This is a genomic window from Escherichia fergusonii ATCC 35469 (assembly GCF_000026225.1).
GTDB classification, from domain to species: Bacteria; Pseudomonadota; Gammaproteobacteria; order Enterobacterales; family Enterobacteriaceae; genus Escherichia; species Escherichia fergusonii.
The window spans coordinates 3,106,049-3,119,396 of sequence record NC_011740.1 but is presented as its reverse complement, the minus strand read 5'-3'; the positions used below and the strand labels follow the sequence as shown (position 1 = coordinate 3,119,396).

General features: G+C 44.4%; 13 protein-coding genes. 3 read left to right on the top strand and 10 right to left on the bottom strand.

The window, feature by feature from the left end; genetic code table 11:
* Positions 1 to 27: 27 nt before the first annotated feature.
* The 6 genes from EFER_RS24475 to EFER_RS15335 form a co-directional block, all read right to left on the bottom strand.
* Positions 28 to 462 (bottom strand): hypothetical protein, encoded by a 435-nt coding sequence (locus EFER_RS24475; protein WP_001250348.1) that lies wholly within the window; start codon positions 460 to 462, stop codon positions 28 to 30.
* A gap of 35 nt (positions 463 to 497) precedes the next feature.
* Entirely contained in the window at positions 498 to 698 is a 201-nt protein-coding gene (locus EFER_RS15355; RefSeq protein WP_000429749.1) for a CPCC family cysteine-rich protein, read from the bottom strand.
* A gap of 153 nt (positions 699 to 851) precedes the next feature.
* Complete coding sequence (locus tag EFER_RS24470; protein WP_000516870.1) at positions 852 to 1,016, bottom strand: hypothetical protein; 165 nt, start codon at positions 1,014 to 1,016, stop codon at positions 852 to 854.
* 573 nt (positions 1,017 to 1,589) lie between these two features.
* Positions 1,590 to 1,883, bottom strand: coding sequence for an MFS transporter (locus tag EFER_RS15345; protein WP_015953727.1), 294 nt, complete (start codon positions 1,881 to 1,883; stop codon positions 1,590 to 1,592).
* A 120-nt stretch (positions 1,884 to 2,003) separates the two neighbouring features.
* Complete coding sequence (locus tag EFER_RS15340; protein WP_001276452.1) at positions 2,004 to 3,290, bottom strand: AppA family phytase/histidine-type acid phosphatase; 1,287 nt, start codon at positions 3,288 to 3,290, stop codon at positions 2,004 to 2,006.
* Positions 3,291 to 3,322: 32 nt separating this feature from the next.
* A complete protein-coding gene (locus tag EFER_RS15335; RefSeq protein ID WP_002431345.1) occupies positions 3,323 to 4,192 on the bottom strand; it encodes a helix-turn-helix domain-containing protein in 870 nt (289 codons plus the stop codon).
* A 664-nt stretch (positions 4,193 to 4,856) separates the two neighbouring features.
* On the opposite strand from EFER_RS15335, the gene EFER_RS15330 reads away from it, so the two are divergent.
* Positions 4,857 to 5,594 (top strand): helix-turn-helix domain-containing protein, encoded by a 738-nt coding sequence (locus EFER_RS15330; protein WP_000951554.1) that lies wholly within the window; start codon positions 4,857 to 4,859, stop codon positions 5,592 to 5,594.
* 225 nt (positions 5,595 to 5,819) lie between these two features.
* On the opposite strand, the gene EFER_RS15325 is transcribed toward EFER_RS15330, so the two are convergent.
* From EFER_RS15325 to EFER_RS15310, 4 genes are all read right to left on the bottom strand, one after another.
* Positions 5,820 to 8,933 carry an efflux RND transporter permease subunit gene (locus EFER_RS15325; RefSeq protein WP_000024915.1) on the bottom strand — a complete coding sequence of 1,038 codons (3,114 nt, stop codon included), beginning with the start codon at positions 8,931 to 8,933 and terminating at the stop codon, positions 5,820 to 5,822.
* Between the two features lie 25 nt (positions 8,934 to 8,958).
* Positions 8,959 to 10,116, bottom strand: coding sequence for a multidrug transporter subunit MdtE (gene mdtE, locus EFER_RS15320; protein ID WP_001034993.1), 1,158 nt, complete (start codon positions 10,114 to 10,116; stop codon positions 8,959 to 8,961).
* A 251-nt stretch (positions 10,117 to 10,367) separates the two neighbouring features.
* Complete coding sequence (gene gadE / locus EFER_RS15315) at positions 10,368 to 10,895, bottom strand: acid resistance transcriptional activator GadE (RefSeq protein ID WP_000576681.1); 528 nt, start codon at positions 10,893 to 10,895, stop codon at positions 10,368 to 10,370.
* 767 nt (positions 10,896 to 11,662) lie between these two features.
* Entirely contained in the window at positions 11,663 to 12,232 is a 570-nt protein-coding gene (locus EFER_RS15310; RefSeq protein ID WP_000935660.1) for an HdeD family acid-resistance protein, read from the bottom strand.
* A gap of 252 nt (positions 12,233 to 12,484) precedes the next feature.
* On the opposite strand from EFER_RS15310, the gene hdeA reads away from it, so the two are divergent.
* A complete protein-coding gene (gene hdeA / locus EFER_RS15305; RefSeq protein WP_000709330.1) occupies positions 12,485 to 12,817 on the top strand; it encodes an acid-activated periplasmic chaperone HdeA in 333 nt (110 codons plus the stop codon).
* A 101-nt stretch (positions 12,818 to 12,918) separates the two neighbouring features.
* Positions 12,919 to 13,245 (top strand): acid-activated periplasmic chaperone HdeB, encoded by a 327-nt coding sequence (hdeB, locus tag EFER_RS15300; RefSeq protein ID WP_002431347.1) that lies wholly within the window; start codon positions 12,919 to 12,921, stop codon positions 13,243 to 13,245.
* Positions 13,246 to 13,348 lie beyond the last annotated feature (103 nt).

Sequence of the window (13,348 nt, the reverse complement as noted above, 5' to 3'; positions counted from 1 at the left end):
CGATACGTTGTAAGCCAGATAAAGCGTTTATCCCGCACCTGACATAGAATGCGAATTCGCTTCGGCACACTTAAGGTCACATGCGTCGCAATCGCAACTCGAATTTTTTATAGTATATCTTTTTGAATGGTCAAGTGTTATCCATTTCATACATGACCAGCGAATGGTGTTTTTGTGTAATATATCAATTATCTGTTGTGTAAATTCTTGTTCAGGATATTTTTCCGGCTCAACACTGATATCAAGAGTATAGTGAACATCGCAAAGTAATTCGTTAATCATATCTATTTTATCAATAAGCTCTATATGATAATTCTGGAATTGTGCTCTGGCAATGAATCGTCCTTTATCGTCTTTATAACTCATTTCGATATTAAAAGCATTGCCTGTCTTAGTCATCATCTCAGTGAATGAGACATCTTCTGCTAATACAATGCTTAGGCATCTTTCGTATTGTCGCATCACTTTTTAATTTCCATTGTTAAGTACAAATTGTTCTATTTTTTTTGAAAAAAATCCGTTTTTTTATAATCGTTCACTGTTGAGTGATTACAGCTACTGTATTGATCGCCTGTTTTGCCATCATTCTGCCAGTTGCAGATGGGGCAGATCTCAAAAAAAGCCTCTTCTTTGCTGGCGAACACGAAATACCCACAAGCTTTGCAGCTTATACCAGATATTAATATGTTGTTTTCCATACCCTAATTATCCTTAAATTCGCACAACGAGATTGTACGCATTTACGCTAAATAATTAGCATGGTAATTATAAGGTGTGTGATTTGTCTCTGGTTTTTGACCAATGTGAGGGTGTGGGGAGGCCGGAATAGGGGGAATTTCCGGCCTTATTGATCAGGCTGTTTCTTCTTGCTCCTGTCGCGCAGCAGCCGAAGCGACAATAGCTTCCAGCTCGCTTAACATCTCGTCATAACCGAATTGCGCAGGCTTGCGCGGGGTCTGTTCCCTGATGGCGGTTTTCTTTGTTGACTGGCTTTTTTTCGCCGATTTTTTACCCATTGTCATTTCCTTTGATGGTGACCAGACCGATTAATTTACCAGTAAAACGCCTTTTGGCGTAATGGTATAGAGTGGAGTGTTAACCAGGTCACGAATTACAGAGGGAGATGTGCAGAATTATCTTATTCAGGACCGATCGTTGCCAAAACGTCAATATGCTTTTTGGTTATTTATATGTACAAGATTTATTGCGGGGATTTTGCTCGCTTACACGTATTAAAACAGTGATTATTAACTTTGTTTACGCGTTTAGGACAAGTTAAACAATAGGTTATATCTTTACCTAGCGCCAGAATCATAATTGATTCATATTCAGTATTTTTCTCGGTAAAATTGGTACTCATACCAAAAAAATCCTCATAAGTAGACATTATTTATTTCCCTTTTATGATTTTCATTCAACAAGGTGAAAAAGAATTTAGCGTAATATCACTGGCTGTTTATTATAAATAAAATATGCGGTGATCTTTTAGGGAAATCTATCGGGGAAATACCTGATTTTTTGCAGGTGTTTAATAAGTAATGGGCTGCCCCTGTGATTAACCACAGCTTCGCAGGGGCATAGATACAAAATCAACTGCTGGCTTTTGCTTCTTCTGGCATCAATGGTTGTGGTCCGCCAGGGCGGTATTGTTTGGGCGTTAAGTAGACCAGAAACGCACCAAACAGTATTGCACCACTCAGGATATACAAGGCCAGAAATGAGCTGTTAGTGGTATCGCGTACCCAGCCGATCAATATTGGTGCAACAAAAGATGCAATACTGCCGAAGGTACTGATTAAGCCAAGGCCAGCTGCCAGTGCCGCCCGTGACATAAACTGGGGGGGTAGCAACCAAAACATCGACAATGCTGCAGATGAACCCATTCCCAGTACTGTTAATCTGCTAACTATTTGAAATTCAATATGTTGTAGTGGTTGTATGAGGCTGATAAGCGTAGCGCATCGTTTACCATCAGCCTCACTTCATCTTTTTAAAGATAATTTTCACAGCGCACACGCCGGATTTCTGATGGTGTTAATCACCGCCGTAAAACTTTTCAGGGAACACATCCCCTGGCTGTTGGTTTCCTGGCAGCCATTCACCGTTAATGGCACTTTTCCGGGAGGCGTGGTCATGGATAACCGCGTCACATTACGCATCTGTTGTAACGTTTGATACACCAACGAAACCTGAATCCAGTCGGTGTTATCGGTTGCCCGGTGCCAGCGTTCAAAAACCAGTTCACCACCAGGCGGAGTATTATCGGGTTGGCCGGGTAATGTCCAGCTCATCCCAAGCGCTCCACCGAGATTGGCAAGATTCGTATCATGACCGGCAATAAACAGCAGTGATGTGGGAAGTGAAATCCCTGCCATCTGCTTACCCGCATGACCCGGTGTCAGTGTGGCGATAATCAGATCCAACAGCGGAGTGGCACGACTGCTGGCGACTTCCGGGGTACGTTGCAACAGATCAAACTGGGCATTATGCAAACTCAGCAACTGTTGCCACTGCTCTGAATTCTTAATCCGCCCCCATCCTGGATCTGCCATTCCCTGAGCTTGCTGTAAAAGAAAGATCTCGCTAACGGTTGAGGCCAATCCCCACGCGCCGCTAAATGAGACATTCCGTTTGCTGACTTCCAGTTCAGAGGGCAGCGCTTCTGGTAATGTGCAGCGTTTCTCTTGTTGGCAAAGGGGAGATTCCCGTAAATTAAGTACATCAGCAAGCGTTGTAAAAGCAGGCTGATACTGTTTATTTAATGCTTCAATACTACCTCCCGCTTGCTTAAGTATGGCTGCGCGCACCGTGGGTTTATCCAGTTGGCAATGTCCGGTTTTCAGTGGGTTAAAAAGAGGATCAGTCTGCCGGAGATTTTGCTGAACATGAACGGGGAGCGCGCAATGTGGTGCCAGCGCAGAGATAAAGGCTTCGCCTGTTTTACGTGTACGCTCGTCAGTGTCGGCAATCACGGCAACCTGCTTTGCAGACGGGCACTGTGCTGCGTTTATCAGGCCTTCGGAAATTAACCGTTGGCGTTGATAATCTCCCAGCAACGAAATGAGTTCGCCACCACGCGGGGTTAACCAACCCAGCGGAACAGACCATTGCGGCCAGGTATCAGGGGTAACATTTTGCATTAGTGGGGTGAGTTTAGTGGGGGCCCTCACTCCGTGACGGCTGACGATAACCACACTCTGTAGTTGCAGGCCATCGTTTTGCTCTGCACGAGTGGGAAATGCTGCTAATAACGTCATCACACAGATAATGCGGATAAGTGATGCAGACATCTTAATATCTCCTTAATCCCTGACGCTTTTCACTAACACCATCTGGAGCGCAGGGTATCATTTATTGCCCTGTTCCCAGGCAAGGTCATCACTCTTTTTGTTGCGTTCAGGTCATGGTGGTGTTGCCGTTTATCCTGATATTCGGTTGGCGTTATCCCAAAGTGCTTACGAAATACGGCAATAAAGTAAGATACACTTTTATAACCGCATAATATTGCTGTCTTTTTGACAGCGTAATCGTCGCATCGTAATAGCTTTAACGCCTGCTGCATTCTGCATTCAGTGAGTAACTGCGAGTAAGTCGTCTGCTCGGCCTGCAATTTTTTCTTTAATAAGCTTGGGCTCATTAATAATTCACTTGCTATTAATGTTAGTGACCAGTCATTGGCAATATTGCTGTTGATGACAGCACAAACGCGAGTTGTAATATCTGGATGCAATATGCGCATTAATAACGGAATAAAGTTCTGATCATCGAGAAACAGCGACATCAGGGCCAGCATTAACGAACGCTTACGCAGTTTTTCAGCGCAGGAGAGGTCACTTTTGTGTGACAGATTTGCCGCATATTTAAATATAGCGATATCAGGACATTTTCGAATAATAAAAGGTGAATTATGAGCTTTATAGCTATGTATTAAGGAATCTGAATTTAATGCGGAAACCAATAACGAAATTGTTTTTTGGGTAATTAGTGCAACATTTTCAAGTTCGCCATAGTGAGTGATGGTTAGTTGCCTTGGATCAACAAATATTAGATTTCCGGGAGCGATGGTGATTTTGTTACCATCATTAAAGGTAAGTATTGTTTCGTTGATGCTACAGATAATTACGCCGGGGTATGTATTGTTTTTCATAATCTTTAAAATAGCAGCAATGTATAAAGATAGTGACATTTCCATGTGCGTATAAACTTATTGTCTTTAACTTAACACATGTACCAGAGCAATATACAACAAAACATAAAGGCTATTTTTATATTAACGTTGACACTCTCCCCAGATGGAATACGTAAGTACAACTAAAGTTCAGAACTGCAAGTACGTCCAGATAAAGCCTGTGATATGGCTAAAAATGCTATATCTGTAGCTAAAAGTGATGCGTGCGTGACAGTATTAGTTATTAATTACGATCCGTTATGATGAGCTTGATAACTGTTAAAGAATATATTCACGAGGACTAACTATAGTGACTACGTTGGCATTTTTCAGGCAAAAAAAACCCGGCATAGGGGACCGGGAAGAGGATAGTCTGCCGTCTACAGACTAATGAAACCGTTGCAACACTCCCTGTAGACACGGAAAGCTCAATTAAGATTTCATGTCTAGAAATATATCGTTAAGTAGACAAAATATCAGCTTGTTTTATATCGGGATTAGCTTCTGAAATGATTAAGAAAATGGATGCATTTACTTATTTTAGATGGCCTGCTATATATAATAGTCCTCCTGCATGAATGTCTTCCTACTAAATATGGCAGTTTTTAAATTACTCTACATGTATACTGTCATTTTGTAAGTATACTCAATATGCATTAGTCACGGGAATGAATTAAAAGGGTTTAAAATGGCGCATGTCTGTTCTGTCGTTCTGGTTTGTCGTTCCTTGGACATATACTATGAAAAAAAACATCTTAACATAATAAAAGACAGTCTCATTCTGATGGATGAGAAACTGGCATTTAGAATCCCACATAATTGTTCCTGGGTGCGTTCACTGGAAATAGATGAATGCATTGTGAGCAATTATCTACAACATATTCGCCACCCTGCGCAATATAGCGGCAAACATACCAGACATCGTCTACTCATCAATCACCAGCCACCGTTACCGCTGGTAAGGGCAATCTTTGACAGTTTTGACGCTGCAGAAACGTTGACACCGACGCTGAGTAATATGCTCTACTTCTCCTGTTTATCACTGTTTTCGATGCATGATGAGTTGGTGCCTCTGCTATTTAACAGTATCAACACCTTATCGGGGAAAGTGGAGCGAATAATTAGCGTCGATACTTCCAGACGCTGGTATCTGCGTGATGTGGCAGAAAAACTCTACACCAGTGAGAGCTTAATCAAAAAAAAGTTGCAGGACGAAAACACTTCTTTCAGTAAAATCTTACTGGCATCCCGAATGGCAAGAGCAAAAACTCTCCTTGAGCTTAATCAAATGCCATTAACGGTAATTGCTGAGAAATGCGGCTATAGCAGTACATCCTATTTTATCAATACTTTCCGCCAGTATTATGGCGTGACTCCTCATCAGTATAGCCATCGTTCGGCGGTGTCGTTCGTATCCTTGTGTTAAGCCAGCGTATTTCAGTGCCGTGATAGTGGGAATAATCAAATTAGCACTCCTCGGCATCACTGCGATCTCAGTTTGTATGGTATTGCTCAATCTTATTCTTCATGGCTGGAGCGGTTTTTTCTTCCATTGTTGCCTGATTTGTCTGGGGCTTTTAGCTTCTTGCCTGGTCGTTAACAAAAATTAAGGCCGGTTTCCCGGCCTTGCAGTAACGCTACTCGTTATAAATTACGTCCGTTTTTTAAAGCGTGAGAATAGATGTTCCACGACGATAAAGAACACCGGAACGAAGTAGATAGCCAGTACGGTTGCGGCGAACATCCCGCCCATAACCCCAGTACCGACCGCATTTTGCGCGCCGGAACCTGCACCGTGGCTGATAACCAGCGGCAGTACGCCGAGGATAAACGCCAGCGAGGTCATCAGAATCGGGCGCAAACGCATCCGCGCCGCTTCGATAATTGCCTCAACGGGAGATTTTCCTTCTTTCTGCATCATTTCTACGGCAAATTCAACTATCAGAATGGCGTTTTTCGCAGCCAGCCCGATAGTGGTCAGTAGCCCCACCTGGAAGTAAACGTCGTTACTTAAGCCGCGCAAGTCGGTTGCCAGTAATGCACCAATCACCCCTAGCGGAACGACTAACATCACTGAGAACGGAATTGACCAACTTTCATATAAGGCAGCCAGCGCCAGGAACACCACGATTAGCGAGATGGCATACAGCATCGGGGCCTGGTTGGTGGATAATTTTTCCTGATAGGAAAGTCCGGTCCAGGAATAACCCACGCCAGCGGGTAGTTTTGCGACCAGCGAGGCCATAAAATCCATCGCTTCACCGGTACTTTTCCCGGCAGCGGCTTCCCCCAGAATCTCCATTGATGGCAAACCATTGTAACGTTCAAGACGGGGAGAACCGTAAGTCCACTCAGTAGAGGAGTAGGCTGAAAGCGGTGCCATTGCCCCGGAGGCGTTCCTGACATACCACTGGTTAATGTTGTCCGGCAGCATACGGAACGGTGTACCAGCCTGCACATACACTTTTTTCACGCGCCCCTGATTCAGAAAGTCGTTTACATAGCTACTACCAAAGGCGGTGGAAATCGTCTGGTTGATATCCGAGAGCGACACGCCCATCGCTTCCGCTTTTGCCGCATTGACATTAACACGGAACATCGGCGTATCTTCCAGACCATTGGGTCGCACACCTGTGACCTGATCCGGGGCTTGTGCTGCCATTGCCAGCAGTTCATTTCGTGCCTGCGTCAGTTTTTCATGCCCCAGGTTACCGTTGTCGAGTAGCTCCATATCGAAACCGGAAGCTGTACCCAACTCTGCCACGGCGGGCAGGTTGAAGGGGAAAACCACCGCTTTATTTATGGCACTTAAGGCAACCATCGCCCGCTGAATGATCCCGGTAACTGAGTTTTCTTCGCCGACACGCTCAGACCACGGCTTGAGGCTGATAAACGCCAGGCCGTTGTTTTGCCCCTGACCACTGAAACCAAAGCCGCCTACGGTGAACACCGATTCAACATTATTTTTTTCTTTGGTGAGATAGTAATCGGTGATTTCATCCAGCACTTTACTGGTGTTGACCATGGTTGAACCGGAAGGTAGCTGGGCGGTGGTCATCAGCACCCCCTGGTCCTCTTCCGGCAGGAATGACGTCGGTGTACGTAAGAACAGCACCGCCATACCCGCAACAATCAACAGATATACCACCATATAGCGTCCTGTGGTGCCCAACAGGCGTCGGGTACTGTCGGTATAATGATTCGTGGAAGCCTCAAACAGACGGTTGAAGCGGGCAAATAAGCTGTTGCCCGTGGTCACCTCTTTGGTCGGTTTAAGCAATGTGGCACAAAGTGCAGGAGTCAGGCTCATTGCGACGAAGACAGACAGCAGCATGGAGGAGATAAGCGTTATGGAAAACTGGCGGTAGATCTCCCCGGTTGCGCCACTCATGAAGGCCATCGGCATAAATACTGCGGAGAGCACCACCGCGATCCCCACCAGGGCCCGCTGAATTTGCCCCATCGATTTATGCGCTGCCTCTTTTGGGGCCAATCCCTCTTCTGAAATCACACGCTCGACGTTTTCTACGACCACAATGGCGTCGTCCACCAGTAACCCTATCGCCAGCACCATCCCGAACATGGTGAGTGTGTTGATGGTAAATCCGACCGCCGACAAGATAGCGAAGGTGCCGAGAATAACGACAGGCACGGCGATGGTAGGGATCAACGTTGCCCGGAAATTTTGCAGGAACAGATACATTACGAGGAAGACGAGGATAATTGCCTCGATCAACGTTTTGAATACTTCCTGAATGGAGATCTGGATAAACGGTGTGGTGTCGTAGGGATAAACCGTTTTCAGACTGGCCGGAAACCAGGCGGACAGGCGATCTAATTCACTTTTCACTGCTTTGGACGTGTCCAGTGCGTTGGCCCCGGTTGCCAGTTTAATCGCGATCCCGGCTGCTGGTTTGCCGTTGTAGCGGGCGACGGTGGAGTAATCTTCTGCCCCCAATTCTACCCTTGCCACGTCGCGCAGCAGCACCTGTGAACCATCCTGCTGGACTTTAAGCAGAATTTTGCCGAACTCCTCCGGGCTTTGCAGACGCGTTTGCACAATGATGGAAGCATTCAGTTGCTGGTCAGCTGCCTGAGGCATTCCCCCTAACTGACCGCCGGAAATCTGGTTATTTTGGATCTTGATTTGCGAAATAACGTCCTGCGGTTCCAGGTTGTATTTATTGAGTTTCTGCGGATCCAACCAGATACGCATGGCATATTGCGAACCGAACAGTTGCACACTACCCACCCCGGCGGTACGACTGAGGGGGTCTTTAATATTAGACGCGACATAGTCAGCAATATCGTATTGATTCAGGCTGCCATCATCGGAGATAAACGCCGCAACCATCAAAATATTGCTGCTGGATTTATCCACACTGATACCCTGCTGCTGCACTTCCTGTGGCAAAGAAGGCATTGCTAATTGCAGCTTGTTCTGTACCTGCACCTGGGCGATATCTGCCGAAGTCCCTGTTTCAAAGGTCAGGGTAATTTGGGCGTTACCCGCCGCATCACTGGTGGAAGACATATACATCAAGCCATCAAGGCCGGTCATATTCTGCTCAATGACCTGTGTCACTGAGTCTTCAACAGTTTGCGCATCGGCCCCCGGATAGGTTGCGCTGACAGTGATCGTCGGCGGCGCAATCTGCGGATATTGCGCCACCGGCAAGTTCATAATGGCGATCCCGCCTGCAAGCATCAAAATAATTGCAAGTACCCATGCAAACACCGGGCGCTCAATAAAATAGTTAGCCATGAAAATCCCCTTAATGCCTGCAACGTTACTGTTTAGCCGGGTTGCTGGCCGTGTTCTCGTCGGAGGATATTGCCTGGGCTTTTATACCTGGACGGATCCGTTGTAGCCCAGAGACGATCACCCGATCCCCAGGTTGTAATCCTGCCGTGACCAACCACTGATTGCCGATAGCTTTTACCGCGTTAATCTCGCGCTGCTGGACAACATCGTCTTTATCGAGAATTAATGCTGTCGCTTTCCCCTGAGCGTTATGCGTTACCCCTTCTTGCGGCACCATTAGCACATTCTGGCGACTGCCTTCATCGAGCAGGGCAGTGACGTACATACCGGGTAACAGATCGCCATTCGGGTTAGGGAAGATTGCCCGCAACGTTACGGAGCCAGTGGTCTCATCGACAGTAGGATCAGAAAACTTCAGGGTGCCAGTCTGGGCATAGCGTTTGCCATTTTCCAGATTTAGCGCCACTGGTGTTTGTCCTTTTACCTGCTGTATTTGCCCGCTGGCGATTTCCTCTTTCAGGCGCAGAAATTCTTGTACAGATTGAGTTAGATCGACATAAATCGGATCAAGCCGCTGCACTGTCACCAGGGCTTCGCTCTGATTTGCCGTCACCAGTGCCCCGACGGTGACTGACGATTTCCCGCTTATCCCGGTAATAGGTGACGTCACATTGGCGTATTTGAGGTTGATTGCCGCTTGCTCGACATCCGCTTTTGCCACGGTAACATTGGCTTCGGCTTCATTAAGCTGGCTACGCGCATTGTCGTAATCCTGACGGCTGACATAATTTGAGTGCAGAAGGGAGGACTGACGGTTAAAGGTTAACCGCGCGTTACTGGCGGCCGACTGCGCCTTGGCCAGGTTACCTTTGGCTGAGTCGAGGGCAGCTTTTAAAGGCGCCGGGTCTATCTGATAGAGTGAATCCCCCTGCTTAACTTTGTCACCTTCAATAAAATTACGTTTTACGATAATGCCGCCGACCTGTGGTCGTATCTCGGCAATTTCAAAGGGGACAGTTCTGCCAGGAAGCTCACTCGTAACGCTGACAGTGCCAGGAGTTATAGTGACAACGCCCACCTTTGGAAGGGCTGCAGAAGTATTTTCAGCGGGCTTGTTATCGCAAGCGGTGAGCATCGTGGTGCAGACCAACAACGGTATCAGCAGTTTTATCTTTTTGTTCATCATGTTCCTTGAATAACGGATAGCTTGCTTAATAGTCTGATTATTTGAACTTAGTTTGCAGAACAGGGGCATGACCGTTACTGTTTGGACAGGTGGATGATTAACCAGAGATAAACATCCACCCGGCGACATAAATAATGCTGGCTGCTCCAGCCTGAAACATCTTTAAATATTTTCGGTTCCCTCCCATTTATGCCCGTTAATCAGTTTTGTCACTATTTCCTTAGTGGCTAATTCTGATAATTATGTGGCTAAAAATAGGATGAAATACCCAGCGTAACAATATCGCTCATTCTTCTAAGCTTTAACTTGTACATAATATTGAATTTCTGAATCTTTAGCGTCTGTTGAGAGATGTTGAGCGCTGAAGTAATATTGCTTTCGTTTTTGTTTTTGAGAATCAGTTGCATAATCTTAAACTGATTGTGAGAAAAGCAAAGTTGGTCGTTTTTATGGTGTAATGGTTTGCCATAAATAATTTCAGTAAGATTCTTAAGACTTTCGTTGCGGTTGATAAAGTAAATCGGGGCGTTACTTTTTAGTTTGCTGATATGGTAGGGCGCTAAGATGATGATTCTTTCCGCATTGAGACTGGCGAGAAACTCCATCGATTCTTCGTCAAGGATGTGGTTATGATAGGTATCAATAACGACTTTGAATGGCATGTCAGATATATTATTGATATCATAAAGATTATTGATTTTTATCACTTTACGATCATCTTTTAAATTCATTAATCCGTGTAACAGAAAAGAATCTTTCGTCATGAGAAAAATCATAACTTACTCCTTAGCTATTTTGACTGCGAACATGTGGTCCATTAAGATTTATAACATCCTGATTTTAAACATTGTTCTCTATAGCAAGCATTGATGACATCATGGCGGTGGATTAAAAAACCACACCATTAACACTAATCAAGATCGACGGATTCTCCATTCCACACTCCATATAATCGTCCTAAGTAAAATTCCTGGTTGTAAACAGTTTGTAAACATTAAGGCTGATGTTATTAAAGAGGAAAATTAAAAACTCAGTTGCGGACTCTTACTCAGGAATAAGTTATCATTTGATTATTTGTCGTTATCATTGCATTTCACTACACTGAAAGTGTAATCCGAGTAATTATCGAGTCTCCTTTTTTATTTTTGGCTGGCAAACAGGATTGCCAGCTTTTTTTCATAATATTTGTTCATTATTTTAATTAAATGTTGCTTAAGCGAGGTGATATCTCGCAATGGTCATACTATAACGCTGCCATTCCTTGCAAACTCTTCTTAATCTCGACTGAATAAATAGCCTCGAGATGCATACTACGTAGTGTAAAACCTTAGACTTAAAGTTGGACAATATCAGCCAGGATAATGTTTGCTTTGGCTATATTGGTAATTGTTGGCGTAGAAAGATAATAACATCATTATGTTAGGCAGTAGGCGCGGGCATTATATGACGAAGCATAATGTTTCAGTAAGCTCATAGTCACATAGCGTGACCATGAGCTTAAAAATGAAAAAATGATATGAATTTTTCTATTTTTATAAAGCGATTATGATTTGGCAAATAACTGGGAGAAACTGAACAAACTAACCGCACTAATCACCAGTTCAATGCCGACCAGGGTGGAAACCATCGTCACAGACATCAGTGGTGTTGCCCCAAGGAATAACCAGGCGATCAGAATATCCAGAATACCAATGATGAGTTGTAGCCAGCTGCCTTTAACATGACGAAAGCGATACCAGCCCATCAAACGAATAATCCCCCCGACGCAGAACAATCCGGCCAGGAAGGCGGCAATTGCGAAGATACCGACTTCTGGTGCTCGCAGGAAAAAGTAACCAATAAGCAGATAGGCAATCGCGACCAGAAAACCGCCAACTACCGGCCAGAAATTATGCTGTCGATGAGTGAAAAGTCCAACCATTAAGGCAAGACCGGCACAAATTAACAGAATTCCAACAATAATGCTTATTATATCACCTGAGACAAAGGGGAAACTGAGACATAAAACACCGGCAATGAACATTAATATCGATATCAGCCTGATCGTTGTTTTGTGCTTGTTGAGCATATTTGAATCAAAATTTATTATCGTTTTTTTATCAACGTTTAACATAAAGCCTCCGCGCCATATTTTTTAAATAATAACTGTTATAAATCTATGCCAAAATGCAGGTTGAGAATGCCCCTTGTTTTATAAAAAATTCCTAAACAAATTACTTAGTATATTATTATTGCTTTGAAAAATAAGGATTTTTATATTTTGTTGGTATTGCCATCAACATGACAGTCTGCAGATTCCAGGTTATAACTCGTAATGTCGAATTGGTTACAGATGGCTCTTCTACTTTTTAATGAGGATATTACGATGAAAAAAGCAATTAGCATTCTTCTTGGTGGTCTACTCCTGATGCCGGTAATCAGCAATGCCGCAGAAACCCAAAAAGCAGCTGATAACCAAAAACCGGTTAATAGCTGGACATGTGAAGACTTCCTGGCTCTGGATGCTACTTTCCAACCAACTGCTGTTGGTTTTGCTGAAGCGCTGAACAAAAAAGATAAGCCTGAAGATGCTGTAATGGATGTTCAGGGTATCGAAACTGTAACACCTGCTATCGTTCAGGCATGTACTCAGGACAAAAAAGCCAGCTTTAAAGAAAAAGCACAAGGTGAATGGGCAAAAATTAAGAAAGATCTCTGATTTAGCCGGAATTAATAATGGTATTTCGACAGGAGGAGCATCCATGCATATTATGGATACCCTCTTGCCTGGACGTCATTCTTGAACGGATAGGTAACGATATGAAAAGTCTGTCTCTGCGTAAAACGCTGGTTTTCCTTGGTGCAGTTGCTGCTCTTTCCCTGGCTAATGCGCAATCTGCGCTGGCGGCCAGTGAAATGCCAAAAGATATGAGCTGCCAGGAATTTATCAACCTGAATCCAAAAGCCATGACTCCGGTTGCCTGGTGGATGTTACACGAAGAAACTGTGTATAAAGGTGGCGATACAGTGACATTAAATGAAACTGATCTCACCCAAATCCCACAAGTCATTGAGTACTGCAAAAAAAATCCGGAAAAAAATCTGTATACCTTTAAAGAGAAGAATGCCAACGTCTTACCAAACTAAGGTAAGCCACCAGAAAAGTCACTGCCTGTCATCAGCGCGGGCAGTTTCTTTTTTGGGCTACAACTTTATATTTTATACAACTTACCCAAACCCTTGGTTAAAT